The organism is Nitrosopumilus piranensis (assembly GCF_000875775.1).
In the GTDB taxonomy this organism is placed as follows: Archaea; Thermoproteota; Nitrososphaeria; order Nitrososphaerales; family Nitrosopumilaceae; genus Nitrosopumilus; species Nitrosopumilus piranensis.
The window spans coordinates 507,528-531,872 of sequence record NZ_CP010868.1; the positions used below are offsets into that span (position 1 = coordinate 507,528).

Here is a 24,345-nt window from a genome sequence, read left to right on the forward strand (position 1 = left end):
AATACGTAAAATTACCATAAAAAGCGTGACTGCAATTCTCGGAAAAGAAGCTGAACTTTATGAACGACTTCCTGATGATAAAGTAAAGTGTACTGCGTGTGCACGTTATTGTCAAATTGGAAAAGATCAGATTGGTCTATGTGGGATCCGAGGAAATGAAAATGGAAAATTACAACTTTATGCCTATGGAAAAGTCATTTCTGGGCATGTTGATCCTATTGAGAAAAAGCCTTTGATCCATTACTATCCTGGAAGTAGGATCTATTCTATTGCAACTACTGGATGTAACTGGCTTTGTAAATACTGCCAAAATTCTGATATCAGTCAAAGACGTGAAGTTCAAGGAATCGACATGACTCCTGATGAAGTTGTTAATACTGCAATCAAATATGGTTCACATGGAATTGCATACACCTACAATGAACCATCAATCTTTATAGAATTTGCCAAAGACTGTGGAACTGCTGCAAGAAAAAAAGGATTGTTTAATGTCTTTGTATCAAATGGATATGATACTCCAGAATCAGTTTCAATGATGAATCAATTCCTTGATGGAATTACTGTTGATTTTAAGGGCAATGCAGAAAAAGAATTTACACGAAAATTTATTGGAATTCCTGATACTCAACCAATTTTTGATACTCTGTTAGAAATTCGGGATAAAACAAAAATTCATGTAGAAATCACTGATTTGATTGTTCCTCAAGTTGGAGATGATTTGGAGCATGCAAAAAAACTATCTAAATTTATTTATGATGAATTTGGTCCAGAAATGCCAATACACTTTCTACGATTTCATCCTGATTACAAAATGATGGAATATCCAAGCACCCCTGTTGAAACTTTAGAAAAACACTATCATGTTGCCAAAGAACAAGGATTACAGTATGTCTACTTGGGAAATGTCCCTGGTCACAAGTGGGAGCATACCTATTGTTCTGAATGTAAGAAAATAGTAGTGAATCGTTATGGCTTCAGTATACGGGAATGGCATCTTGATAAAAATAACTGTTGTAATTTCTGCGGAAATAAAATCCCTATAGAGGGAAAATTACAAAAAGACTACAAAGAAGATCGTTTCCAGTTTGTTTCTTAGATTACTTCATGGTTCTTAGTTGTCTCTCTGTATCTCTGATAAAATCCTCATATTTCATAATCTGAGTTGTAATGCGAAAAGCACTCATCTGGTCCTCATTATTTTTTGAGCCTAAGAACGGCTTTCTCAACTCCATTAGCCTTTGTTGCTCTTCTGTAGCCTTTAGAATGTCATTTCTGAGATCCTCACTTGTTGCCACACATAATATACGTGATTTTTAGATTTAAGAATTTCATCTATAAAATATCGAATTTTCCACCAGTTTTTGCTCTATAGATTACGTCTGGCTTTCTAAGGAAAATACCTGATTCTAAAACTCCTACAGTAGCTTTGATTTTTTGTGTTAATGATTTTGGATTTTTTATGGTGCCAAAATCACAATCTAAGATGATATTTCCATTCTCTGTAAAAACCGGATAGCCTCTATCTAGCGAACGCAATTGTACTTTTCCACCTAATTTTTTGATAGAATTTGATACTGAGTTTCTGGCAAGTGGGTGCACCTCTACTGGAACAGTTCTAGTAAAGTTTTTTACAAATTTTGTTTTGTCTGCAATTACTACAACCTTTTTTGCAATGCTAAACAAAATATTTTCTCTAAGCAGAGCTCCTCCGCCGCCTTTGATTACAAATTTTTGAGAATCAATTTGATCTGCACCATCAAATACAATATCAATATGTTCTACTTGATCAGCTTCTACTAATGGAATTCCAACTTTTTCTGCAGTAAGTTTGATTTGTAATGATGTTGGAACCCCTTTAATGTTGTAATTTTTTAGTTTGATTAATTTTCCAAGTGATTTTACAAGTGTAGTAGCCGCTCTACCGCTACCTAAGCCAATCACATAATCATCTTTTACAAATTTTAATGCATTATTTGATAATGCCATGATGGCATCATCGTAAGACAATCACTCTACCTCTGCTTGATCAAGCTTTGATAGAACTTTCATTATGTCGCCTTTGATTTTATCTAAATCATCTGTATCATCATCAACCTCATCTGATGATGTTGATTCTGGTTTTTGTATTTCTGGCTCAGGAAGTGCTTTATGTTCTGAAATTTTGGCAACTTCCTTATTGATATCCGGTTTTGTTTCTAATTTGGGCTCAGGATTTGATGTAACTTCCTGAATAATCTCGATTTTGTCTTCAATCTTTGGTTTTGGTTGAACGATTTCTTTTACAATCTCTTCTTTTGGATTAACTAATTCAGTTTGAATTGTTTTTGGTTGTGGCATTGGTTTTGAAATTTGTTTCTCTTCTTTTTCAAATAATGGGAATTTTGGTTCTTTTCTTGAAATATTTGTTAAAGTAGTTAGTTCAAATGACTGTCGTGATTTTGTAGCAGGAATTGTTATAGATTCTGTGGTAGTTTCTTTTGGTTTGTCAAAATTAAATGTGCTCTTAAATGAATTTGATTCTTGTTTTATTTCCTTTTTACTCTCTGGTTCTTTTATTTTTGGTGTTTGAACTTTTGTACTGCTAATTTTTGATGATAGTTCATATAATCTATCATCTAGTTTTGATAATTTTTGATCCATCAATGTAATCAAACCATCCCCAACAGGACCCAAGTCTGGATGTTTACTGGCTTGTTCAAGTTTTTCTAATTTTGCTAAAACAATACCTAGTTGATGTTGATATTTTAACAATAATTTGTCTTTTTGAATTTTAGAGAACTCAGAATCGGCTTGATATAGTCTTGAAATTGTTTTTGTTAGAATGTCTTTCTCAATTTTCAATGAATTGATTTGGCTTTTGATATGAGAACTGGCGCCAAGACTTAGTAATTGATTTTTATCTCTTGGCATTTTCCGTACAGCAGCAGCTGTAGCAACACCGGCTAATGAACTAAGAATAAGGGCAATTTCTTGCATCTATGTATACCATTTAATCCAGGAATATTTTCTTCTCTTGGCCTCTGGGAATCCACAACTTGCACATTGGTGATGACGTTTGTGAAGTGAGTTCTTTCCACATCTTCTGCATCTTATGTGTACTTTCTTCTTTGTAAAACCACCCATAGAAGTTGTACCTTTTACCATTCCATATCACCTAATTTTGTGCTGGTGGAGGAGAAATCATAACTACATTGTCTCCTCTAACTACAATGGTTCCAAGGCCTTTTGAATCGCCTTCAGCAGGAATCTCCTCTGAAGAGTCGAGTAGCAGATTCATGTGTTGGTCAAAACCAAGAAGATTACCTCTAATGGTTTTGTTTCCTTTGAGCTTTATCAATACAACTTGATTGATACTCTCATCCAATACTTTTACTGCCATATCAACGGACATCTATTTCACTTATTGGCTTTGATATTGAGGGATTATATTAAAATTTCATTGGTGAAACTATGAGCTATGCCCAGTAAGGCAAGTTTGACACTTTTTTCCTAGATTTTTCACAATTTCAGCTAAAATCAACTGTCCCTCTTTTTTTGAAGCATTTGTAGGATCTCCCCAAACTCCGTTTTTTGTGGCTTTTGGAAATGATTTGTTTGCTATTTTTCCAATTTTTTTAATTTCTTGTTTTGTCATTTTATCTGTAATGAGACCTTTTTCAGCTAATTTCATTTTGACATTTTTTGAAATTGCTAACATCAATGATGTCTCTACAAATCCTGCATGATCAAATTCTTTATCCATAAAATGCCAATATGAAAATGGAAATACTTTGAGCTTATTTTTTGAGATTTTTTTCAGTTTTTTATCTATATCTCTAATTGAATTTTGATTTCCATGATGCCCATTTATTATGAAAATTGTTTTGATGTTGTTTTCTAAAAGTGATGAGCATATGTCAACTAAAACACTACGTAACGTAGCTTCTCTAATACTCAAATTAAAAAATGGAGCATGCTCAAATGATACTCCATAAGATAAAGTTGGAAGCAATAGATACTTATTTTTTTCACAAATTCTTTTTGCTACTTCTGTTACAATATCTGTGTCTGTTGAAATGGGGAGGTGTGGACCATGTTGCTCAATTGAGCCTATTGGAATAACTGCAACTTGCTTTTTTCTTTTTATATCTTTTCTTAGAAACGGATCAAACTGTGTTTTTATTTCTGACATTTGATTCACTTTGATCTTACGTGAACCTTTCTCCACTGTACATCCAATTTATTTTCTAGATGCATTTTTATTGCTTTGAATAATGTGTCTGCCTCTAATTTTTGCCCCTTTGTCTTAATTTTTTCTAGCGTATCATTTGGATCCACTTTGAAAGAATCTTGGAAAATAATCGGACCTTGATCTAAGTTTTCTGTTACATAATGAGATGTTACCCCTACAATTTTTGTTCCCCTTTCATATGCTTGTGCATATGCTAGTGCACCTGGGAATGCAGGCAACAATGATGGGTGTATGTTAATAATTCTATTTGGATATCTCCAAACAAAGTTAGGGCTAAGAATTCTCATGTATCTTGCAAGTGCTATTAAATCGATATTGTATTTTTTACAAATCTGAATAATTTTTTCTTCAGCTTTTTGCTGATTTTTTTCTGTAACTACAACAAATGGAATCTTTGCTTTTTTTGCTAATGGTTCAAGTGTTTTTTCAGTACCAATTATCACTGAAATTTTCCCTTTGAGTGATTTTGATTTAGCCAGAATTGTTTGTAGACATAATGGTTCTTTTGTTACAAAAACTGCAATATTTTTTTGAGAATTTGTTTCATGATGAGTACTAACATCCATCTTTTCTTTTTTAGCCAAAGTCTGAATTTCTGAATCAAATTTTTTTACATCTACTGCTTTTGAAAAAGAAACTTCTAGATACATTCCGAAAAGACCTTTGATTACATTTTGATTTACTTTCTCTATGTTACCGCCTTTTGAGAATGCAAAATTTGTGAATGAGGCTACAATCCCTTCTCTGTCTTTACCAACAACTGTTATACCAACCACAGTTTTTTTCATGACTTTGTTTGTTGAAGATTTTCTTATTATTAATCATTCACAGAAATCAAAATGGTGCGGGAGGTGGGATTTGAACCCACGAACTCCTAAGAGATAGGGTCCTAAGCCCTACGCCTTTGACCAGGCTGGGCGACTCCCGCAACGGACTTGCCATTAAACACAAATTTATCTATTATTGAACTACATCATGGCAAAATTTTTTGGCACAAATGGAATTCGTGGTATCTTTGATGAAGATTTTACATTAGAATTTATTCATGATATGACTCTGGCAATTGGAACTTTTTTTGAAAAGGGACCAATATTAGTTGGATATGATGGAAGAGATTCCAGTCCTATTATTTGTAAAGTTGTAACTTCTGCTCTTAATTCAATAGGAATTGATTGTAGTGTTGCAGGAATTGTTCCAACACCTTGTCTTGAATTTGCAGTAAAGAAATTAGGTTATGTAGGTGGTATAATGATTACTGCATCTCATAATCCTCCTCAATATAATGGAATTAAACCTGCTGCATATGATGGGGTAGAAATTTCCCGAGAAAATGAATTAATCATTGAAAATATTTATCTTCAAAAAAATTGGATTAAAAATTCTAAAAATTGGGGAACAACAAAAAATGAAGAACGTGCAATTAGCACTTATCTAAATGGAATAATTTCCCAAGTTAATTCTAAATTAATAGAATCAAAACATTTCAAGGTTGTTTTAGATCTTGGAAATGGCGCACAGGCAGTATCTGCTCCAGACTTTTGTAAAATGATTAATTGTGAAACTTTTCTTGTAAATGCGAATATTGATGGTACATTTCCAGGACGTGGCTCAGAACCAACCCCTCAGAATCTTTCAGAATTATCAAGGACTGTAGTTGAAAACAATGCTGATGTGGGAATAGCATTTGACGGTGATGGTGATCGAAGTATTTTTTGTGATAATAAAGGAAATATTTTGACTGGTGACAAATCGGCACTTTTGTTAACTAAACATATCTTATCTAATAATCCAAATTCATTAGTTGTTACTTGTTTGAATTCTGGCTCTAATATTGAATTTCTAGCAGAACAATTTGATTCTAAAGTTATCCGAACAAAAGTTGGAAGTGTTGAAGTATCAAGAAAAATGGTACCAACTGATGCATTGATAGGATTTGAAGAAAACGGTGGATTCATGTTTGGAAAGCATAATCAAGTTAGAGATGGTTGTATGACTTTGGCGTTAATGCTTGATCTTTTAGCTGCATCTTCTAATTCATTGTATGATGAAATCTCTGATCTCCCCCCATCTTTTACTACAAAAGATAAAGTTGCGTGTTCCACTGAAAACGTTCCTAAATTGATTTCTTCCCTTAAAGACGAATTTCCAAATTCTGATACTACTGATGGCATCAAAATCAACATGGATTCAAAAAATTGGGTTATGATACGACCTAGTGGGACAGAACCAATTGTAAGAGTATATGCCGAAGCTCAAAGTCAAGAAAAATTAGACGATTTGATGTCTGAATATCTCCAAAAAGTTAAGACAATCATTTCCAGATAACACTTTTAAAACCAAACGTAACGATGATGAGAATGGAGAATGAACCCTAAGGGTGACGAAGTATGGGAAAAGCATATTATGTTAAATTTGAGACGCCAGAGGACCTCGTAAATCCAATCTTAGAGGCAGTTAGAGTTGCATCTACCAGTGGTAAAGTTAAGAAAGGAACTAACGAAGCAACCAAGGCAATCGAACGTGGTACTAGCAAATTAATTGTCATTGCTGAAGATGTAGAACCTCCTGAGGTAGTTGCACATCTTCCAATTCTTTGTGAAGAACAAGGAGCAGCATTTGCATTTGTTCCAAGCAAACAAGAATTAGGCAAATCATTAGGTATTGACATTACTTCTGCCGCTGCAGCAATTTTGGATGCTGGTGACGCACAACACATTGTAGACCAAGTTGTCTCATCAATTGCTAAAATTAAAGGTGGAAAGACTGATCAATGAGCGCTACAACTGATGAAGTAGTTCACTCTGAAATTATTCAAATTGTTGGACGAACAGGCATTGCTGGTGAAGTAATTCAAGTTAGAGTTAAAGTTCTTACTGGAAAAGATAAAGGTAGAATTCTTACCAGAAATGTCAAAGGTTCTGTTAGGTTGGGAGAAATTCTAATGCTAAGAGAAACAGAGAGAGAAGCAAAGAAGATCAAGTAGGTGTATTGAATGAGTCTTTTAGTTAAACCATGTAATTTCTGTAACAGACCTGTAGCAAAAGGATCTGGTACAATGCTTGCAAAAAATGATGGAACTGTCTTATGGTTTTGTTCTGCAAAATGTAAAAAAAATGCACTAGATCTTAAACGTGATCCAAGAAAATTCAAATGGACAAAAAAGTACGTTAAAGGCGGAATTAGAAAGAAGTAAAATTGACCGAAAAATCGTTATTCATTGTAAAGCCAGACGCAGTAGCTAGAAATCTAGTTGGTGAAGTTATTTCTAGATTTGAAAGAAAAGGATTCAAAATTTTAAAACTAAAGATGTTTACATTTACTAAAGAGCAGGCAGAAAATTTCTATGGTGTTCATAAAGACAAACCATTCTTTGGTGAATTAACATCATTTATCACCTCAGGACCTGTAGTTGCAGCAATTATTGAAGGCAACAATGCAATTGCAACTACTAGAATAATGATTGGGGCAACAAAATCTTTTGAAGCAGCTCCTGGTTCTATTAGAGGTGACTTTGGATTAGGATTTAGTGAAAATATTATTCATGCATCAGATTCACAAGAAAGTTTTGATCACGAATCGAGGGTAGCATTTGAGTGATCTGATTTGCAAATTCGTCAGCCCATAGTGGCAGTTCTTGGTCACGTAGACTCTGGTAAAACATCACTATTAGATAGAATTCGTGGAACTGGTGTTCAGGGAAGAGAAGCTGGTGGGATAACACAGCATATTGGTGCAAGTTTTCTTCCTACTGAGACAATCAAAGAAACTTGTGGTCCATTATACAAGAAACTCGAACAATCAGAAAACAAAGTTCCTGGAATTTTAGTAATTGATACTCCTGGACACGAAGTTTTTACAAATCTACGTTCTCGTGGAGGTTCTGCTGCAGATATTGCCATTTTAGTGGTTGATGTTAATCGTGGATTTCAGCCACAAACAAATGAAAGTTTGAAAATTTTACAGAGTAGAAAAGTTCCTTTTGTTGTAGCATTGAACAAATGTGATCAAATATCTGGATGGCGAAAATCTGATACTACTTTTATTTCACAAGCAATTAAAGAACAAGACGCATCTATTCAGGCCGATCTTGATCAAAAAATCTATGATGTTGTAGGAACCCTTTCTGTCTTAGGATATCAGTCTGAAGCATTTTATCGTGTTAAGGACTTTAAATCTGAAATTGCGATTGTTCCAATATCTGCTCGTTCTGGTGTTGGTATTCCTGAATTACTTAGTGTGTTGGTAGGCCTGACTCAACAATATCTACAAAAAAGACTCAATCAAGAAGAAAAAGATCCACGTGGAATTGTCTTAGAGGTAAAAGATGAAGTTGGATTAGGTCAAACTGCAAATATTATTCTAATTGACGGATCAATCAAAAAAGAAGACAGTATAGTTGTTGCAAAACGTGATGGTGTAATTGTTACAAAACCAAAAGCTCTGTTGCTGCCAAAAGCACTTGATGAGATGCGTGATCCTCGTGATAAATTCAAGCCAACTCCACAAGTAGATGCTGCAGCTGGCCTAAAGATTGCATCCCCCGAACTTGAAGGTGTTCTTCCCGGTAGTACGCTATATGTTGCAACAAATGATGATGAGATTGCAAAATACACCAATCTCATTGAATCTGAAATGAAATCTATGTTTGTTGATACTGAAACCAATGGAATTATTCTAAAATGTGATACAATTGGTTCTCTTGAAGCCATAGTTGAAATGCTTAGGCGCTCTCAGGTACCTGTGGCAAAAGCCGATATTGGCCCAGTAAACAGACGTGATGTTATTGAAGCAAAGGCAATAAAAGAAAAAGACAGACATTTGGGAATTGTTTTGGCATTTAATGTCAAGGTACTTCCTGATGCAAAAGAAGAATCAGAAATTAGTCATATCAAAGTCTTTGAAGACAAAGTAATCTATAGTTTAATTGACAATTATAATGCTTGGGTTGAAGAAGACACTGCACATGAAGAAGATGCAATATTTTCTGAATTAACACCTGTTTCAAAATTTATTTTTCTTAAAGGAATGGTCTTTAGAAATAATAATCCTGCAGTTTTTGGAATTAGAGTAGATGTTGGAACTTTAAAGCATAAAATTCCATTTATGAATGCTGATGGACGAAAAATTGGAAATATCCATCAATTACAACATGATAAAAAAACTGTTAGTTCTGCAAAAGCCGGTGATGAAGTAGCATGTTCGGTGCAAGATGTAACTATTGGAAGACAAATTTTTGAAGAAGAAGTGTTTTACACATTTCCGCCATCACATGAAGCAAAACAATTACTAAACAAATTCATGCATAAACTAAGTACTGAAGAACAAGAAGTATTGAATGAAATCGTAGAAATTCAAAGAAAGAAAGAAGCAGCTTATGCTTACTGATTTTATTTTGAGTGCTTTTGACAAATCATATTGATTCCAGGAGCCCCAACTGCCCCCATCATTTTATCCACAATTTGTCCTGATTTGAACATAATAAATGTAGGAATCGATTGAACTGCAAATTTCATTGCAATATTTTGATTTTTGTCAACATTTACTCTTGCAAATTTCACTTTAGGATATTTTTTTGATAAACTCTCAAATACTGGATGCATCATTTTGCATGGTCCACACCATTCAGCCCAAAAATCAATCAATGTTGGATTTTCGGCTAAAATGACTTGGTCAAAATTAGAATCGTCTAAATCAATAATCCCAGGCTCAATTTTAGGCTGATTTTGTTGTTTTAACATCTCTTCTAATTTCCTTTGTTTGATCTTTTCAATTTCTGGGTCTTCAGACAATATGATACAAAAATCTATTCTACTAAAAAATCTATATTGAAAAATTATTCATCAGCTGATTTTACTGGTATTGCTTCAAATCTTCTTGATTTACAAATGGGACATTGATCGATATATTTTGTAAAACTAACTGATGTGTATGCTATTCCACAATCTCCACAAATTCGAAGATTTCTGCTTAGTTTCCCCATATGATGGGTAGACAAAGTATTATGATTAAAACCTAACTCGTCTTACTTTTTTTATTCCATAAAACAACATTGCTGGCGCTGCAAAATATATTCCAATGTTCATCATTATCACTCCAATTCCATATCCGAGAACTTGTGATTCTGATTCTGCATACTCCATAACGGATAATGATGAGAGTAGTGGTGTGATTCCAATCTTTACTGCTTCTTTGAACATTGGATTTTCTCTTTGCATATCGGCAATATGTGGGGAAAATGAATAATACAATTGATTAAATCCTGTCATAAATGATGTACCTGAATTGGTATTCAGCAATTGATTATCACGAATCTCTCTGAGTAATTGAACTTGGGGAGCCATCTCAGAGCCATATGCTGCAGTTGCAATTAAACAACCACCACCTTTACTTTCTGACGCAATAACTGTACATTTTCCATCAATTAATTTTGTCCCTTCTCCACATTCTCCAAATTCTGGTTCTATAACTTCTGGTTCTTCTAATCCTACCGCTTCATAAATCGTCATTTCAGGATATGTTTTATCAAACCATTTTTTGTAACTTGCCTCATTATTGTATCTGTCAACATAACTTTGAGGATCTTTTGATTCATCAACAAATGGCGCTGGAATCTCTAGATGCTCCTCTAATCCCACAGCCTCATAAATTGATGAATATTCCGGATAGTTGTCATCAAACCATTTTTTGTAACTTGCCTCATTATTGTATCTGTCAACATAACTTTGAGGATCTTTTGATTCATCAACAAATGGCGCTGGAATCTCTAGATGCTCCTCTAATCCCACAGCCTCATAAATTGATGAATATTCCGGATAGTTGTCATCAAACCATTTTTTGTAACTTGCCTCATTATTGTATCTGTCAACATAACTTTGAGGATCTTTTGATTCATCAACAAATGGCGCTGGAATCTCTAATTCTTCAGGTTCTTGTGTTGTTTGTTTTGGTTCTGTTTCTTTTTCAGATTCTTTCTCTTTTGGTTCAGGTGGAACAGCTGTTGGTTCATTGACTGTTATAGTTATTGATTCTCTATCTATCTGACTGCCACTGGTTGCAACAATATCAAAAGTATATTCGGCTCCTGGATTATTTCCGTGTGATCCTGTTGGAGTCCAAACAAACTTACCCGTATCAGAATTTATTGTAGCTCCACTAGGAACATTTCCCTCCAAACTATAAACTACATTTTCAATAGAACTATCAGTTACACTAACGGTAAATGAAACTGTCTTTAACTCATCTATTTCAACATCTGGAATAGGCTTTAACTCCAAAACAGAATCTGGAATTTCAAAAATCTTCTTTCCGTCAAACTCTATTTTTATAACAATTCCCTCTTCTTCTTTTTGATCATCAATAAATGCAGTTGCATTATAGATTCCTTCATTATTAAAGAAATTTGAAACTGGTCTTGGTATTACACTAAATTCTCCTTGGGATGGTCCCGGATCAGATAACATTCCCTTAAAATTCCCATTTGAATCCCGAATTATGACAAAAACAATATCCTTTCCATCTTGTTCTCCAATAAAACTAAAATTCTCATCTATGGTGAAAAAACTTTTTTCTAATGAAATTGATGTTACATCGGCATATGCTGGTGTCATGATCAGCAAAGATAATGAAAATAATCCAAATATTCCAAATTTTGTGCTCAACAAAGTTCTTTTGTTTTTGAGGCTTTTAAAAAACACGTATAATTTATCCTAAAGATTTGCAAAGAAATATTCACAACTTTACAAGTCAAGTAAAAATCTCATAAAAACTCCTCCATTTTGCTTAATTTCCATGTCATAAAATGTCGGAGCCTTTATCTCGACTTTGAAATTATGTTTTTTGAAATCAAGTGGTTCACCATATGCTGTGGCATTAATTTTGTAGTCCTTATTTTGAATAATTTCTAATTCAATTCTTTTAATCGCAAATCCTTCAGTAATTAGTAAAAAAGGAATTTCTTCTAGCCAACTAAATAAGAGATACCGTAAGTCTTTTCCTTGGGCTGAAAATCTCTTTTTGTCTTTTTCTTTTACTTTGTCTTGATCAAGTGTCAAGTTAATTACAGCGTCTGCTGTTACTAAAAATGCTTCTTTGAGATCTTTTGCAGTAACCTCAATTATTGCATCTGTTGCATGATCTAAAAATCTGTAACTCAATTGTATTTTTTGATTTCTTTCTAATTATTTATCTAGTTGGTTTTATTCTGCTTTTGCATCCATCTCTATAATTCCAAAAATATTCATTTCTGTATCGGCACATTGTGCAAACCATCCAACTTTAGGTATTGCCATCTTTGGAACAATTAATTGCCCTCCTTTCTCAACAATTTTTTTTGAAAATTCATCAATTGATGTAACTGTAATCGTATTTGTTATGCCAATTTGTCCTGGGATTCTTTTTGATAATCCCCCATTAATTCCTGGTTCCTTATCAGATCCTGTTGTAACCATCCAATAATCCATAGGCCCATCCCATTTCTCAAACTTCCAATCAAAAACTTCACTGTAGAATTTTTGTGCTCTTTCTGGATTGTCTGATGGAATGTCAAAATGTGAAATTCTAGGCAAATCTTTCTCCACTATTTATTGAAAACCTAGTCATAAAATAATTTCTAATTACAGATTTTACTCGTAAAGTAATTTAATGCGATTTTATTTTCAGAATCAAATGGAACCTTTTGATTCATTTCTTGTATTTATTACAGACTTTTTAGGAGATCATCTCTATGAAGGTATATTCTTAGCGGCTTTAATTGAAACTATAGTTCCTCCAATTCCAACTCTAGCTATTTTTCCAACAGCTGGATTTTTGGCATCTCAACAAGGAATCTCACTTATTGGAATAATTCCTATGATAATTCTGGGTGCAATTGGTGCGACTATAGGAACGTCATCTATCTATCTAATTGCTCTTAAACTTGGAAGAGTCGTTTTACTACGTTATCTAAAATATTTCAAAATTTCTGAAAAAAAATTAGAACGTGTTGAAGATTGGTTTGAAAAATATGGAGATAAGGCAGTTTTTCTTGGAAGAATGGTACCTGTCATGCGTGAAATGATTTCAGTTCCTGCTGGTTTGCTAAAAATGAAAATTCCAAAATTTATTTTATACACCTTTGCAGGTTCTTGTGTTTGGTCTGCAGGTACTATTCTATCTGGATACTACTTTGGAGAAGCAATGGGGCTTGCAACTGCTCTTACATCATAAAAATTGATTCTTACTCACTACTTATTTTTTTAATGTGACTAAGATCCTCTTTCACTGATTCTGCGTTCTAATGAAATAATGTGTGCGTCTTGACAATTAATATGGCAAAATTTTTCATTACTATCTTCAAATTTTTTACCACAATGGGTACTAACTAATCTCATTTGATCTTAATTAGTGATTAAAGAATTCTAAGGTAATTCAAAATTCCCATATTTAGGAATTAACTTGTTCTGTATCTCTATCTAAATTAACACCAATTAATTCAGCCCACTTGACTAATTTTTCTAAAAATCCATTGTCTTTTTGTACAAACATGAATTATTATAGAATAATACAATAAAAGAAATTACTAATCAATTATTCATTTTTGTTTGTTCTAAAAAATTGAAAAACTGCTTAGTCTTGCATAGTTGTACTAAACTAGATTTCTTTGATTAGTGATTTTATACTAGAAATGCTCTCTGCATTAAGTTCGATCTCTTTATGTTCTGCTAAAACATGTTCTGTAACTTTTTTCATCAATTCTTCTTCAGAATCTGACGATGCTGACCATTTACAATCCTTACCTGCGTCTGAACAACTAATGGTTTTTGTCATGGAGTTAATAATTTTTAGAGATATTTATCTGATTTTCCAATAAAGAAATATCTAAATCATAACTCATTATGGGATAATCAATGGAACTCCCACGAGGAATGAAAGATTTTGAGGCTAATGAAAACTCAAACATTGAACACATTCGAAATCATTTCAAAAAGTTATCTAATTTGTATGGATTTTCATTTATGGAGCCCTCTGTTTTAGAATCATTATCAACATTAGAGACAAAATCTGGTCCTGCAATTAGGGATGAAATTTATTATTTTAAAGATAAGGGAGATCGTGAAGTAGCATTACGTTTTGACTTTACAATGGGTTTGACAAGATATGCAACTGCACAAAAATCAATGAAACTTCCTGCAAAGATTTCTGCATTTGGTGGTGTGTTTAGATATGATGAACCTCAAAAAGGGCGATATCGATATTTTCATCAATGGGACATTGAAATTTATGGCAAAAAAACCCTTGAATCTGAGGCTGAAATAATTGAATTAACATCACGACTTTTTGATTCGTTATTGCTCAAAGATATTGTAATTGACATTAATCATCGTAATCTAGTTGAATCATATATTAACAAAATATTTGAAACAACGGATTCTGATAAAGTGGCAGATATTCTAAGAGCAATTGACAAGATTGCAAAAAAATCAAAAGATGAAATTTTAACTGAATTTACCAAAAAGGGATATGATACTTCTAAACTTGAAAAAATTCTAGAATTCTCCCAAGTAAAAGGTACTATTACTCAAATAGAACAAAATTTTGATACAACACAACTTGAATCGTGGAATGAACTAAAACAACTATTTGACTCTCTAGAAAATAGAGGAGTTTCAAATGTAAGAATCAATTTTGGTATAGTTCGTGGATTAGATTATTATTCTGGAGTAGTATTTGAGGTATTTGATAAAAATTCAAAACTTGGTGCTTTAGCTGGTGGAGGAAGATATGATACGCTAACAAAAGCATTTGGGAGAGATGATATTGGCGCAACAGGTGTTGCAGGTGGGGTGGAGCGAATAATTCTCACAATGCAAGAGCAAAAAATTATTCCCGAAGTTTCACAAAATAGAGTTGCAGTAGTTTACATTAATGATGATATGCAAAAAGTTGCCCATTCCATTACGTCACTATTAAGATTGAATAATATTCCTGCTGATATTGATTTGGCAGGACGTAGTCTAAAAAAACAAATGGATAATGCAGGAAATGCTAGATATTCTATTATTGTGGGACCTCAAGAACTTGAAAATGGAAATGTATTGTTGCATGACATGAGAGATGGAAAGGAGGGAACAATTTCTCTAGAAAAACTAACTGAAGACCCTAACTCTGTTCTTAGTTTAGAAAAGCCCTAGTTAACATCATTATCTCTGGACCTGTTGTTAATGATCCTACCACGATGCAATTATTATTGGCCAAAATTCCTGATGACACGTATGGAATTCCATTATTGATAGAACTCTGCTCCACTTTTACGCCTAATAAATTAGAAAATGTCTTCATATCTTCCTCATCTGCCTCCGGATGTATGGCCGCCCCGGAATTATTTGCCACCATCACAACCCCTGTCTGATTAAACCCTGAAATTTTTTTCTGAATTGTTTCCACCCCTAAAACATCTGAAATAGTTTGACAATCTTCTTTTGATAACCATGGTGACACAACAGCTCCTTTATCATTTGTACAAATTACATTTCCTAATGCTGTAAATTTTGAATCTAACACTCCAATTTCTAAATCTGTTTCTTTTTTGAGTAAATCGTATTCATTTTGATATGCTGTTTTGGGTAACAAGATCCCTTTGTTATTCATAACACATAATGCACCAATTAATCTGGTATTTGCAATTGAAGTGTAAAGATAGTTTACTCCTAGATGCTTTGAAAGTTTTTCTGCTTTAGTTTTTGCAAATCCCATTGGAAGTAAAATTACACTATCATTAACACTAATGTAAACTCCTATGTTAGGACCGCGATACACATCAAACTTGATAATATCCATATCTGCAAAATTGATCGTACAGCGTTATGAACGTAAGGGATCTCTCCTGACTAGAATCTAGAATTACATTAGTCTAGCTTTAAATAATAACTGAGACAAAACCTCATCATGCCAATAGCAGAAAATTTCCCTGAAGGACTAAAACCCTTAGGAAAGATTTCAGATGGAGAAGGACACTTTCACATTATGTGGGGTCCAGGTAGATCAGATGCAGAAGCATTTTCCGATGCTGATGTTAAAGCAGCATATGAAGCAAGAGGCGAAGAACAAGTTCCTCTTGGTGTAAGTGGTACTATGGTTGCCGTTGATTGGGACTCTTGTGTTGCAGATGGTGCATGTATTGAAGCATGTCCTGTACAAGTCTTTCAGTGGTATAGAACTGAAAAAGATATTCCTGCAAAAGATGTAGTTGGTCAAACTTTTCAAGGAACTGGAAGTTCTGTTAAAGATGAACGAAAGGACATGACTGATAAGGCCGATCCAATTAGGGAACACGATTGCATTTGGTGCATGGCTTGTGTTTCTGTTTGTCCTCCGCAAGCAATCAAAGTAGATCAATCAAATGTTGAAAAGCATGAAAATGCTGCAAAAACTCTGTAGATTCGAAAATCCTTCTTAGAAATTTTTATTTTTTATTGAATTTTATCGATCTATTTTTGTTTAGTCGCGACTAATTTTATCTAGCTTTAAATAATATTTTGAAATAAATTACTTTATGCCAATAGATGAAAAATTTGTTGAAAATCTAGAAGTCGTTGGAAAGACATTGCACTCAGATGGTGAAAATAAACACTTTATCTGGGGTAAAGGCAGAACTGACGGTGAAGCATTTTCAGATGAAAATGTCAAAGCAGCATATGAAGCAAGAGGCGAAGAACAAGTTCCTCTTGGAATTCATGGTACAACTGTAGCAGTTGACTGGGATTCTTGTGTTGCAGCAGGTTCTTGTATGAGTGTCTGTCCTGTTCAAACCTTCCAGTGGTATAGAACTGAAAAAGATATTCCTGCAAAAGATGTTCTTAATGCAACTTTTGATGGAACTGGTTTGACTGAACAAGATGAACGTCTAGATTACACAGATAAATCAATGCCAATCAGAGAACATGATTGTACACAATGTATGGCTTGCCAAGAAGCATGTCCTACACATGCAATCTTGATTGAACCATCTTACCAAGAGTATCACGAAAAAGCTGATGGCTCTTATGTAAAAATGGAATCAACCTCTGTAAATCCACACGCACACGATTAAAGAATTTTTTTCTTTTTTCTTATTTTTACAAATTTAATTTCATCCTCAACAAATTTTAATGTCTATAATCCACAATCTCTTGCAGAGGTCGCCTAGCTCGGTAGGGCGCGGGCCTTGAGAGCCTGTGTGCGCAAGCATACGGGGGTTCAAATCCCTCTCTCTGCGTTTTTAATTTTCTATTTTTGCAAGTTCTGCAAGCATTGCAGACAATTGAATTTCAGAATTAGAACCAACTAAAATTCTGTAATCATATTTTGCAATTACTTCTAAAATATCTGACAGTTTGTCATGCTTTGATTTGAATACTGCAGAGTTTAGATATTTCAAAAAGTCTGATTCTGACATTCCATAAACTTTGATTAACTCAATCATTTTTTCTCTTGCCTCTGGAACTTTTCCAGATAATGCAATTTTTAGAACTTCATCAACATCTGTTGTTTTTGTTAGTCCTGCAGATGCCTTTACATTTTCTTCAGAAATAGCACCCAAACTTGCAGTTGCTTGCATCAGATTAATTGCATGCCTTAGATCTCCTTCAGAATAATCATAAATTGCTTTTAATCCTTTTTTATCTGCCTTTACTTTTTCTTTTTTTGCAATTTCTTCGAGTCTTTTTACGACGTCTTCTTCAGGAACTGATGTAAACTTGAATGTTGCACATCTACTTTGAATAGGATCAATAATCTTTGAGATATTATTTGCAATTAATATAAATCTGCAAATTTTTGCAGTATCTTCTATAATTCTTCTTAATGCAGTTTGGGCATCAGATGTCATTTCATCTGCTTCATCCAAAATAATAATTTTGAATGGAACATCTGCCATTCCTGCATATCTTGAAAACTTTTTTACTTTTTCCCTAACCATTCCAATTCCTCTTTCATCAGATGCATTAAGCTCTAGGGTATAGTCTTTGGAATAGTCTCCTAAAATCTGTCTTGAAATACATAGTGCAGTAGTCGTTTTTCCCACACCTGCTGATCCTGAAAATAACAAGTGAGGCATATCTGTAGGATCTTTGATTAAAGCTTCCAAACTTCCAATAATTTCTGTTTGATTAACTACTTCAGACAACTTCATTGGGCGATATTTTTCTACCCACATTCCTGTTGTAGCCATATGAGTACTTGGAAGCAATTCCCACTAATAAATCCGAATTGGTTATTGTAACATACAGCAAATTAAAATCCATTTAAGCACAATATAATGAGCGATCAGGCTGAGATTAATTAGGATCAATTGATCTCACAAAATTGTTAACAGAATTGATCGATCCGATACTTGAGGATCTAAAAGACAAAAAGTGATCTCACATGGAAATTGATAAAATAGAAAAAGTACATTCGATTGGATACCGCCTAAAGGATGCTAAAGTCACCGTAAATCAAGACTACAAATTCAATGTTGCAGGTTTAAAGACTGAGGGAAAACAGGGCGAAGTAAATAACATACCTCAATGGGTAGGTAAAATTCTAGCAGACAATAATTTGGGAATCCTTGATGCCCCTGACATGATCACTGAACTTAAACAAGCATTATCCAAAGAAAAGATGGTTGGAGAATATCAAATTTCTACATTAGAGCCCCATTTTTACATAAAACTAAAAGAATCTATGAAAGAATTGAATCGAGATGATTTTGATAAAGTAGAAAGTATGATGCTAGAATTATTTCGAATGAGAAGAGGAAAACTAGTAAAACTAGCTGACTCTATAAAACTAAATTCTGATTTGTATAACAAGCTAACTGTTGAAGAAGTAATTTTCTATAAGACAATTTATGATAATAGCAAAGAATTTGAAAATCAAATACAAGGTGAGAAAGATGAGTAGTGCTCAAACTAGTACTTTTACTGATTCAGCATTATCTGATAAAGTAAAAGAATTCTTGACTAGATTCAAAGATAGTAGTGGTGAATACAAGTATGTTCAAGCAATCGATGAGATGATGCCTAAAAATTCTAAATTCATTATTGTTGATTACAATGATTTGATAATTGAGCCAGAAATTATTTCGATATTTTCAGAAAACCCTGATAGAATATTTGATGCATTCTCAAGAGCAATAAAAGAAGCACTACAAACAAGATTCCCTGATTATGCTGAAAAAATCAAAGACGAAGTTCGTGTTAGACTAATTAACTATCCTTCTGAACGAAGTCTCAGACAAATTAATGCTGAAACCATTGGAACCATTACCAGTGTTTCAGGAATGGTAGTAAGAGCTTCTGAAGTAAAACCACTTGCAAAAGAATTGATCTTTATTTGTCCTGATGAGCATCAAACTAAGGTAATCCAAATTAAAGGAATGGATGTTAAAGTTCCAGTTGTATGTGATAACCCGAATTGTAAACAACGTGATTTTGACTTAAAACCAGAAGCAAGTAAATTCATTGATTTTCAGATTCTAAGATTGCAAGAACTTCCTGAAGATTTACCGCCAGGACAACTCCCTCATTATATTGATGTAACAATTAGGCAGGATTTAGTAGATAATGCTAGGCCTGGGGATAGAATTGTCCTTACCGGAGTAGTCCGAGTAGAGCAAGAATCTGTAACTGGAGTAACTCGTGGACACAGTGGATTGTATAGATTGAGAATTGAAGGAAACAATATCGAATTTTTGGGTGGACGTGGTTCTAAAACTGCAAGAAAAATTGAAAGAGAAGAAATTTCTCCTGAAGAAGAAAAAATGATTAAAGCCCTAGCTCATAGTCCTGATGTTTATCAAAGATTAATTGATTCGTTTGCTCCTCATATTCAGGGGCAATCCTTAATCAAAGAAGCAATCTTGTTACTGATTGTAGGTTCTAATCAAAGATCATTAGGTGATGGCAGTAAAATTAGAGGTGACATTAACGTATTTCTTGTAGGTGATCCTGGTACTGCAAAAAGTGAGATGCTAAAATTCTGTTCTAGGATTGCACCGCGTGGTCTGTACACTTCTGGTAGAGGTTCAACTGCTGCAGGACTTACTGCCGCTGTTGTAAGAGACAAAACAGGAATTATGATGCTAGAAGCTGGTGCAGTTGTACTTGGTGATCAAGGTCTTGTAAGTATTGACGAATTTGATAAGATGAAACCAGAAGATAGAAGTGCATTACACGAAGTTATGGAACAACAATCTGCAAGTATTGCAAAGGGAGGTATTGTTGCAACACTAAATGCACGAACATCAATTTTAGCAGCAGCCAACCCTATGTATGGTAAATATGATCCATTCAAAAACATCACAGAAAATGTCAATTTACCAATTCCTCTTTTAACAAGATTTGACTTGATCTTTGTTGTAAGAGATATTCCAACTAAAGAGAAAGATGAAAAGATTGCAAGACACATTATTGAATTACATACCCCTCAAGGAACTGACAAAAAATCTGTAGTAGATGTTGATTTACTTACAAAATACCTCTCATATGCAAAACGTGGTTCTCCTGATTTAACCAAGGAAGCAGAACAAAAAATCCTTGATTATTATCTACAAATGAGAAATGTAGAATCTGAAGAAATGATAACAGTCACTCCTAGACAACTTGAGGGTATCATCAGGCTCTCTACTGCTAGAGCGAGATTACTCATGAAAGATAAGGTTGAAGAGGAAGATGCAGAGCGTGCGATTTTCCTAATTCAAAGTATGCTTCAGGATGCAGGTGTTGATGTTAATACTGGAAAAGTTGATCTTGGCGTATTACAAGGAAAGCCTCGCAGTGAAGTATCAAAAATGCAATTATTCATGGATGTACTAAAAGGTCTGGAAGGTGATAATAAGATCCCTGTTGAAGAAAAAGCCTTTGTTAGGGAACTTGAAAAGAGTGAAAAATTCACTGAAGAAGAGGCAAGAAATTACATTAGAAGAATGCTTAGAGAAGCATCTATTTATGAATCAAAACCCGGTCATTATAACCGAGTATGAAAATAGAAAAATTACAACTCCCTGATTCTGCAATTAAATTCTTAAAATCACAAGGCTTTGAAAAATTATATCCACCACAAGCTGATAGTGTAAAGTCTGGATTACTTGATGGCAAAAGCATTCTAGTTTCTGCTCCTACTGCAAGTGGCAAAACATTGATTGCAATGATTGGAATGATGAGTTATCTTTCAAAAAACAAGGGTAAGATAATTTATCTTAGTCCTTTGAGAGCATTAGCTGCTGAAAAATTTTCAGAGTTTAAAAAATTAGAAAAAATTGCATTAGGTAAGAAAATTAAAGTAGGAATTTCTACTGGTGATTTTGAAAATATTGAAAAAAATCTAGAAAAAAACAATATTTTGATTTTAACAAATGAAAAAATGGATTCTATAATTAGACATGGTGCAGAATGGATTGATGAAATAGGGTTAGTGATTGCAGATGAGGTTCATCTAATCGGTGATGAGAATAGAGGACCAACATTAGAGATGATCTTAACTCAACTAAAACTATTAGAAACAAAACCTCAGATTGTAGGTCTTAGTGCAACTATTACAAATTCTGATGAGATTGCAGACTGGCTTGGATGTAAACTAGTCAAAAATGATTGGAGGCCTGTTCCTTTAACTGAAGGTGTCTGTGATGGTGGTGAAGTTACAATGAATGGTGGAAAAACATTTGAAGTTGAGCGTAGCATTCGTGGAACTCCTGTCGATTTAGGTGTACAGTCTGTCAAAGATGGTGGACAATCCTTGGTTTTTGCAGAAACTAGAACACGCTCAAAATCATTAGCAACAAAAGCAGCTGATGCAATATCACAAATTCTACAAAAAAAGGATATAGCTCAACTGGAGAAAACCTCCAAAAAAATCCTGTCTGAGAATGAACATACAGAATTAGTAAAAACATTAGCAACTTTAGTTAAAAAAGGAGTTGCATTCCATCATGCAGGATTAAATCAAAATTGTAGAGAAATAATTGAAAAAGAATTCCGTAATGGTGCCATCAAATTACTGTCGTCTACACCAACCTTAGCTGCAGGAGTTAATCTTCCTGCAAGAAGAGTTGTGATTTCAAATGTTAATAGATATAACGCAAAGGTAGGGGCAAACAGACCTATTAGTATTTTAGAATACAAACAGCTTTGTGGACGAGCTGGAAGACCACAATATGATGATTATGGAGAATCAATTATTGTTGGAAACGGTAACGCTGAAGATTTAATTGATTATTACATAAATGGTGAGCCTGAACCAATTGAATCCAAAATAACTGATGATAAATCTCTTCGAACACATATACTAAGCATTGTAGTTACTCATCCAGGAATTAAAAAAGAAGAAATCTTGGAGTTTTTTTTAGAGACATTAGGCGGATTACAATCAAGAAAACCCACAATAAAATTTGCAATTGATATTTCTCTAAGATTTCTTTCTAGTGAATACTTGCTTGTCAAAAAAGGTGATAGGTATGCCGCAACAGAATTTGGAAAAAAGACTTCTATGCTTTACATTGATCCTCTAACTGCAACATACTTTAGAGATGCTGTTGAAAATGTATCTCAAGACAGGAAACATACTTTTGGGTTTTTACATTTAATTTCAAATTGTGAAGAATTTTTTCCAAAATTCTCTCTCCGCCAGAAGGACTATGAGGCAGCTAGTTTAATGATAGAAAACAATTCTTCAGAATTATTAGAACCCATATCTGAATATGATTGTTCAAGAAGTCTCTTGGCTTTACAGGCTTGGATTACTGAATCTTCAGAATTGTCACTTTCAGACAGTCTAGGAATAGAGTCTGGTGATGTGCATAGAATGACTGAGACTGCAAACTGGCTGGCTTATTGCCTAAGGGAGATATCTAAACATGTTGAAAGGGTTGATTTATTGGAAGAATTGGATGATCTTAGGCAAAGAATTACCTATGGAATTCGTGAAGAATTACTTGATTTAGTGCAAATCAAAGGAATTGGAAGAGTAAGGGCACGAATTCTCTTCAAACACGGAATTAGGAATCTAGATGATTTAGCAAAGATTCCTGTGAATAAATTAGCAGATATTGATAAAATTGGTTCAACCATTGCGGATAACATCAAGTCCGAATTACGAAAGATTAGATATTGATTGAATTTCTTTTTCCTGCAATAATCTCTTGTGTGGCTGCATTTTTTGTAGTTTTTATATTAACTCCTCCTCTGATAAAATTTTTAGAACTCAGAGATTTTGTTGTTAAAGATGTAAATAAAAAAGGTAATGTTATGATTGCAAGACCTGGTGGAATATCAATAATATTGGGAATTATTGCATCTGAAATTATTCTTTACTTGTTTTTACAATTAAATGAAATACTTGCAATTATTTTTACAACCTCTGCAGCCTTTGTAATTGGATATATTGATGATAGAAAAGTTATGGGTGGTTGGTTTAAACCTGTTACACTTGCAATTATATCCATACCTATTATCCTTCTTGGTGTATATGATTCAGATTTATCATTTCCGTTGTTTGGAACCGCACAAATTCCCATACTTTATCTTGCATTAATTATTTTTATAATCCCTATTACTGGAAATACAATCAACTCTATTGATGTTCTTAATGGTGTTGCAAGCGGATTTATGATCATTGCAAGTTTTTCTTTATCGATCTGTTTGTTTATTGTACAAAACTATGAAATTGCAATTGTAAGTTTACCTTTAGGATTTGTTTCTTTAGCATTTTACAAGTTTCATAAAATTCCAAGTAAAATTTTTCCAGGAGATTCTGGAGCTCTAACATTGGGTGTCATGTATGGAACTATTGCAATTGTTGGTAGTGTAGAAATTATTGCAGCAGTTGCATTGTTGCCTGCAGTAATTAATTCATTTTTATTCCTTTCAAGTGTAAAGAAAATAGTTGAACATAGACAAATCAAGGGAACACCTGTAGATCATACAGAAGATTTCAAGTTAAAGGCAACTGATGATAATGCTGCACCTGTAACTTTGGTTAGATTAATTCTTGCTACAGGACCATTAACTGAAAGACAAGTTGGAATTACAATCTTTAAACTTGCCTTGTTTTCAGGAATACTTGCAATTATTACAGCTTCTTTAATGAGTGTGAGAATTTGAGAAAAAATATCTATGGATTTC

The 24,345-nt window shown here is 33.7% G+C and carries 30 protein-coding genes and 2 tRNA genes; 16 read left to right on the forward strand and 16 right to left on the reverse strand.

Annotated features, from left to right (window positions below):
- The first annotated feature begins 25 nt into the window (after positions 1-25).
- Positions 26-1,096, forward strand: coding sequence for an AmmeMemoRadiSam system radical SAM enzyme (amrS, locus tag NPIRD3C_RS02965; protein ID WP_148702774.1), 1,071 nt, complete (start codon positions 26-28; stop codon positions 1,094-1,096).
- Between the two features lies 1 nt (position 1,097).
- Here the strand turns inward: amrS and NPIRD3C_RS02970 are convergent, their stop codons facing one another.
- From NPIRD3C_RS02970 to NPIRD3C_RS03005, 8 genes are all read right to left on the reverse strand, one after another.
- A complete protein-coding gene (locus NPIRD3C_RS02970; RefSeq protein WP_148702775.1) occupies positions 1,098-1,295 on the reverse strand; it encodes a hypothetical protein in 198 nt (65 codons plus the stop codon).
- 37 nt (positions 1,296-1,332) lie between these two features.
- On the reverse strand, positions 1,333-2,007 hold the full coding sequence (rpiA, locus tag NPIRD3C_RS02975) for a ribose-5-phosphate isomerase RpiA (protein ID WP_148702776.1): 675 nt from the start codon (positions 2,005-2,007) through the stop codon (positions 1,333-1,335).
- Positions 2,008-2,976, reverse strand: coding sequence for a hypothetical protein (locus tag NPIRD3C_RS02980; protein WP_148702777.1), 969 nt, complete (start codon positions 2,974-2,976; stop codon positions 2,008-2,010).
- Positions 2,977-3,144: a 50S ribosomal protein L37e gene (locus NPIRD3C_RS02985; protein ID WP_012214603.1), complete on the reverse strand. Its 168-nt coding sequence runs from the start codon at positions 3,142-3,144 to the stop codon at positions 2,977-2,979. It lies immediately after the preceding gene.
- 10 nt (positions 3,145-3,154) lie between these two features.
- The gene (locus NPIRD3C_RS02990) at positions 3,155-3,391 is read right to left on the reverse strand and encodes an LSm family protein (RefSeq protein WP_014962496.1); all 237 of its coding nucleotides are present in this window, start codon (positions 3,389-3,391) and stop codon (positions 3,155-3,157) included.
- Between the two features lie 57 nt (positions 3,392-3,448).
- Positions 3,449-4,171: a creatininase family protein gene (locus tag NPIRD3C_RS02995; RefSeq protein ID WP_148702778.1), complete on the reverse strand. Its 723-nt coding sequence runs from the start codon at positions 4,169-4,171 to the stop codon at positions 3,449-3,451.
- Positions 4,172-4,176: 5 nt separating this feature from the next.
- Positions 4,177-5,019, reverse strand: coding sequence for a formyltetrahydrofolate deformylase (locus NPIRD3C_RS03000; protein WP_148702779.1), 843 nt, complete (start codon positions 5,017-5,019; stop codon positions 4,177-4,179).
- A gap of 52 nt (positions 5,020-5,071) precedes the next feature.
- Positions 5,072-5,159, reverse strand: a tRNA-Leu gene (locus tag NPIRD3C_RS03005).
- Positions 5,160-5,206: 47 nt separating this feature from the next.
- Between NPIRD3C_RS03005 and glmM the strand changes: the two genes are divergently transcribed.
- From glmM to infB, 6 genes are all read left to right on the forward strand, one after another.
- Complete coding sequence (glmM, locus tag NPIRD3C_RS03010; RefSeq protein WP_148702780.1) at positions 5,207-6,556, forward strand: phosphoglucosamine mutase; 1,350 nt, start codon at positions 5,207-5,209, stop codon at positions 6,554-6,556.
- A gap of 62 nt (positions 6,557-6,618) precedes the next feature.
- On the forward strand, positions 6,619-7,005 hold the full coding sequence (gene rpl7ae / locus NPIRD3C_RS03015) for a 50S ribosomal protein L7Ae (RefSeq protein ID WP_012214608.1): 387 nt from the start codon (positions 6,619-6,621) through the stop codon (positions 7,003-7,005).
- Entirely contained in the window at positions 7,002-7,214 is a 213-nt protein-coding gene (locus tag NPIRD3C_RS03020; RefSeq protein WP_012214609.1) for a 30S ribosomal protein S28e, read from the forward strand. Before rpl7ae ends, NPIRD3C_RS03020 begins: the two co-directional genes overlap by 4 nt.
- 9 nt (positions 7,215-7,223) lie before the next feature.
- Positions 7,224-7,424, forward strand: a complete 201-nt coding sequence (locus tag NPIRD3C_RS03025; protein ID WP_141976663.1) for a 50S ribosomal protein L24e — start codon at positions 7,224-7,226, stop codon at positions 7,422-7,424.
- A 2-nt stretch (positions 7,425-7,426) separates the two neighbouring features.
- A complete protein-coding gene (gene ndk, locus NPIRD3C_RS03030; protein WP_148702781.1) occupies positions 7,427-7,828 on the forward strand; it encodes a nucleoside-diphosphate kinase in 402 nt (133 codons plus the stop codon).
- Between the two features lie 27 nt (positions 7,829-7,855).
- Positions 7,856-9,616 carry a translation initiation factor IF-2 gene (gene infB / locus NPIRD3C_RS03035; RefSeq protein ID WP_342399210.1) on the forward strand — a complete coding sequence of 587 codons (1,761 nt, stop codon included), beginning with the start codon at positions 7,856-7,858 and terminating at the stop codon, positions 9,614-9,616.
- Positions 9,617-9,618: 2 nt separating this feature from the next.
- Here infB and trxA read toward each other — a convergent pair whose 3' ends face one another.
- The 5 genes from trxA to NPIRD3C_RS03055 all read right to left on the reverse strand — a co-directional run bounded on the left by trxA (position 9,619) and on the right by NPIRD3C_RS03055 (position 12,795).
- The gene (gene trxA, locus NPIRD3C_RS03040) at positions 9,619-10,020 is read right to left on the reverse strand and encodes a thioredoxin (protein WP_148702783.1); all 402 of its coding nucleotides are present in this window, start codon (positions 10,018-10,020) and stop codon (positions 9,619-9,621) included.
- A gap of 44 nt (positions 10,021-10,064) precedes the next feature.
- Positions 10,065-10,211, reverse strand: a complete 147-nt coding sequence (locus tag NPIRD3C_RS10595) for a hypothetical protein (RefSeq protein ID WP_182126384.1) — start codon at positions 10,209-10,211, stop codon at positions 10,065-10,067.
- Between the two features lie 25 nt (positions 10,212-10,236).
- On the reverse strand, positions 10,237-11,838 hold the full coding sequence (locus tag NPIRD3C_RS03045) for an Ig domain-containing protein (RefSeq protein ID WP_425338879.1): 1,602 nt from the start codon (positions 11,836-11,838) through the stop codon (positions 10,237-10,239).
- 129 nt (positions 11,839-11,967) lie between these two features.
- Complete coding sequence (locus NPIRD3C_RS03050; protein ID WP_148702784.1) at positions 11,968-12,384, reverse strand: archease; 417 nt, start codon at positions 12,382-12,384, stop codon at positions 11,968-11,970.
- Positions 12,385-12,426: 42 nt separating this feature from the next.
- Positions 12,427-12,795, reverse strand: a complete 369-nt coding sequence (locus tag NPIRD3C_RS03055) for a VOC family protein (protein ID WP_148702785.1) — start codon at positions 12,793-12,795, stop codon at positions 12,427-12,429.
- A 100-nt stretch (positions 12,796-12,895) separates the two neighbouring features.
- Between NPIRD3C_RS03055 and NPIRD3C_RS03060 the strand changes: the two genes are divergently transcribed.
- Complete coding sequence (locus tag NPIRD3C_RS03060) at positions 12,896-13,435, forward strand: DedA family protein (RefSeq protein WP_148702786.1); 540 nt, start codon at positions 12,896-12,898, stop codon at positions 13,433-13,435.
- A gap of 423 nt (positions 13,436-13,858) precedes the next feature.
- Here the strand turns inward: NPIRD3C_RS03060 and NPIRD3C_RS03065 are convergent, their stop codons facing one another.
- Positions 13,859-14,035 (reverse strand): DUF1059 domain-containing protein, encoded by a 177-nt coding sequence (locus tag NPIRD3C_RS03065; protein WP_148702787.1) that lies wholly within the window; start codon positions 14,033-14,035, stop codon positions 13,859-13,861.
- An 80-nt stretch (positions 14,036-14,115) separates the two neighbouring features.
- On the opposite strand from NPIRD3C_RS03065, the gene hisS reads away from it, so the two are divergent.
- Positions 14,116-15,399 (forward strand): histidine--tRNA ligase, encoded by a 1,284-nt coding sequence (gene hisS / locus NPIRD3C_RS03070; RefSeq protein WP_148702788.1) that lies wholly within the window; start codon positions 14,116-14,118, stop codon positions 15,397-15,399.
- Here the strand turns inward: hisS and NPIRD3C_RS03075 are convergent.
- Positions 15,380-16,045 (reverse strand): translation initiation factor IF-6, encoded by a 666-nt coding sequence (locus NPIRD3C_RS03075; protein ID WP_148702789.1) that lies wholly within the window; start codon positions 16,043-16,045, stop codon positions 15,380-15,382. The genes hisS and NPIRD3C_RS03075 overlap by 20 nt on opposite strands.
- 108 nt (positions 16,046-16,153) lie before the next feature.
- Here NPIRD3C_RS03075 and NPIRD3C_RS03080 point away from each other — a divergent pair, with 108 nt between their 5' ends.
- From NPIRD3C_RS03080 to NPIRD3C_RS03090, 3 genes are all read left to right on the forward strand, one after another.
- A complete protein-coding gene (locus NPIRD3C_RS03080; protein WP_148702790.1) occupies positions 16,154-16,645 on the forward strand; it encodes a 4Fe-4S dicluster domain-containing protein in 492 nt (163 codons plus the stop codon).
- A gap of 115 nt (positions 16,646-16,760) precedes the next feature.
- Positions 16,761-17,297 (forward strand): 4Fe-4S dicluster domain-containing protein, encoded by a 537-nt coding sequence (locus NPIRD3C_RS03085; RefSeq protein ID WP_148702791.1) that lies wholly within the window; start codon positions 16,761-16,763, stop codon positions 17,295-17,297.
- 81 nt (positions 17,298-17,378) lie between these two features.
- A tRNA-Ser gene (locus tag NPIRD3C_RS03090) sits at positions 17,379-17,462 on the forward strand.
- 3 nt (positions 17,463-17,465) lie between these two features.
- On the opposite strand, the gene NPIRD3C_RS03095 is transcribed toward NPIRD3C_RS03090, so the two are convergent.
- Positions 17,466-18,416 carry a replication factor C small subunit gene (locus NPIRD3C_RS03095; RefSeq protein WP_148702792.1) on the reverse strand — a complete coding sequence of 317 codons (951 nt, stop codon included), beginning with the start codon at positions 18,414-18,416 and terminating at the stop codon, positions 17,466-17,468.
- A gap of 194 nt (positions 18,417-18,610) precedes the next feature.
- On the opposite strand from NPIRD3C_RS03095, the gene gins23 reads away from it, so the two are divergent.
- From gins23 to NPIRD3C_RS03115, 4 genes are read left to right on the forward strand one after another with little or no spacing between them, the layout of a single operon-like run.
- The gene (gene gins23 / locus NPIRD3C_RS03100; RefSeq protein ID WP_148702793.1) at positions 18,611-19,129 is read left to right on the forward strand and encodes a DNA replication protein Gins23; all 519 of its coding nucleotides are present in this window, start codon (positions 18,611-18,613) and stop codon (positions 19,127-19,129) included.
- Positions 19,122-21,209, forward strand: coding sequence for a minichromosome maintenance protein MCM (locus NPIRD3C_RS03105; RefSeq protein WP_148702794.1), 2,088 nt, complete (start codon positions 19,122-19,124; stop codon positions 21,207-21,209). Before gins23 ends, NPIRD3C_RS03105 begins: the two co-directional genes overlap by 8 nt.
- Positions 21,206-23,335 (forward strand): DEAD/DEAH box helicase, encoded by a 2,130-nt coding sequence (locus tag NPIRD3C_RS03110; RefSeq protein ID WP_148702795.1) that lies wholly within the window; start codon positions 21,206-21,208, stop codon positions 23,333-23,335. The genes NPIRD3C_RS03105 and NPIRD3C_RS03110 overlap by 4 nt, the downstream gene beginning before the upstream one ends.
- Entirely contained in the window at positions 23,332-24,324 is a 993-nt protein-coding gene (locus NPIRD3C_RS03115; protein WP_148702796.1) for an MraY family glycosyltransferase, read from the forward strand. The genes NPIRD3C_RS03110 and NPIRD3C_RS03115 overlap by 4 nt, the downstream gene beginning before the upstream one ends.
- Positions 24,325-24,345 lie beyond the last annotated feature (21 nt).

Bases quoted from the DNA above. Each gene is read 5' to 3' on its own strand.
- NPIRD3C_RS02980 (WP_148702777.1), bottom strand. From the start codon at position 2,976: ATGCAAGAAATTGCCCTTATTCTTAGTTCATTAGCCGGTGTTGCTACA.
- NPIRD3C_RS02985 (WP_012214603.1), bottom strand. From the start codon at position 3,144: ATGGTAAAAGGTACAACTTCTATGGGTGGTTTTACAAAGAAGAAAGTA.
- NPIRD3C_RS02990 (WP_014962496.1), bottom strand. From the start codon at position 3,391: ATGTCCGTTGATATGGCAGTAAAAGTATTGGATGAGAGTATCAATCAA.
- NPIRD3C_RS02995 (WP_148702778.1), bottom strand. From the start codon at position 4,171: ATGTCAGAAATAAAAACACAGTTTGATCCGTTTCTAAGAAAAGATATA.
- NPIRD3C_RS03000 (WP_148702779.1), bottom strand. From the start codon at position 5,019: ATGAAAAAAACTGTGGTTGGTATAACAGTTGTTGGTAAAGACAGAGAA.
- glmM (WP_148702780.1), top strand. From the start codon at position 5,207: ATGGCAAAATTTTTTGGCACAAATGGAATTCGTGGTATCTTTGATGAA.
- rpl7ae (WP_012214608.1), top strand. From the start codon at position 6,619: ATGGGAAAAGCATATTATGTTAAATTTGAGACGCCAGAGGACCTCGTA.
- NPIRD3C_RS03020 (WP_012214609.1), top strand. From the start codon at position 7,002: ATGAGCGCTACAACTGATGAAGTAGTTCACTCTGAAATTATTCAAATT.
- NPIRD3C_RS03025 (WP_141976663.1), top strand. From the start codon at position 7,224: ATGAGTCTTTTAGTTAAACCATGTAATTTCTGTAACAGACCTGTAGCA.
- NPIRD3C_RS10595 (WP_182126384.1), bottom strand. From the start codon at position 10,211: ATGGGGAAACTAAGCAGAAATCTTCGAATTTGTGGAGATTGTGGAATA.
- NPIRD3C_RS03045 (WP_425338879.1), bottom strand. From the start codon at position 11,838: ATGACACCAGCATATGCCGATGTAACATCAATTTCATTAGAAAAAAGT.
- NPIRD3C_RS03060 (WP_148702786.1), top strand. From the start codon at position 12,896: ATGGAACCTTTTGATTCATTTCTTGTATTTATTACAGACTTTTTAGGA.
- NPIRD3C_RS03065 (WP_148702787.1), bottom strand. From the start codon at position 14,035: ATGACAAAAACCATTAGTTGTTCAGACGCAGGTAAGGATTGTAAATGG.
- hisS (WP_148702788.1), top strand. From the start codon at position 14,116: ATGGAACTCCCACGAGGAATGAAAGATTTTGAGGCTAATGAAAACTCA.
- NPIRD3C_RS03075 (WP_148702789.1), bottom strand. From the start codon at position 16,045: ATGGATATTATCAAGTTTGATGTGTATCGCGGTCCTAACATAGGAGTT.
- NPIRD3C_RS03080 (WP_148702790.1), top strand. From the start codon at position 16,154: ATGCCAATAGCAGAAAATTTCCCTGAAGGACTAAAACCCTTAGGAAAG.
- NPIRD3C_RS03085 (WP_148702791.1), top strand. From the start codon at position 16,761: ATGCCAATAGATGAAAAATTTGTTGAAAATCTAGAAGTCGTTGGAAAG.
- NPIRD3C_RS03095 (WP_148702792.1), bottom strand. From the start codon at position 18,416: ATGGCTACAACAGGAATGTGGGTAGAAAAATATCGCCCAATGAAGTTG.
- gins23 (WP_148702793.1), top strand. From the start codon at position 18,611: ATGGAAATTGATAAAATAGAAAAAGTACATTCGATTGGATACCGCCTA.
- NPIRD3C_RS03105 (WP_148702794.1), top strand. From the start codon at position 19,122: ATGAGTAGTGCTCAAACTAGTACTTTTACTGATTCAGCATTATCTGAT.
- NPIRD3C_RS03110 (WP_148702795.1), top strand. From the start codon at position 21,206: ATGAAAATAGAAAAATTACAACTCCCTGATTCTGCAATTAAATTCTTA.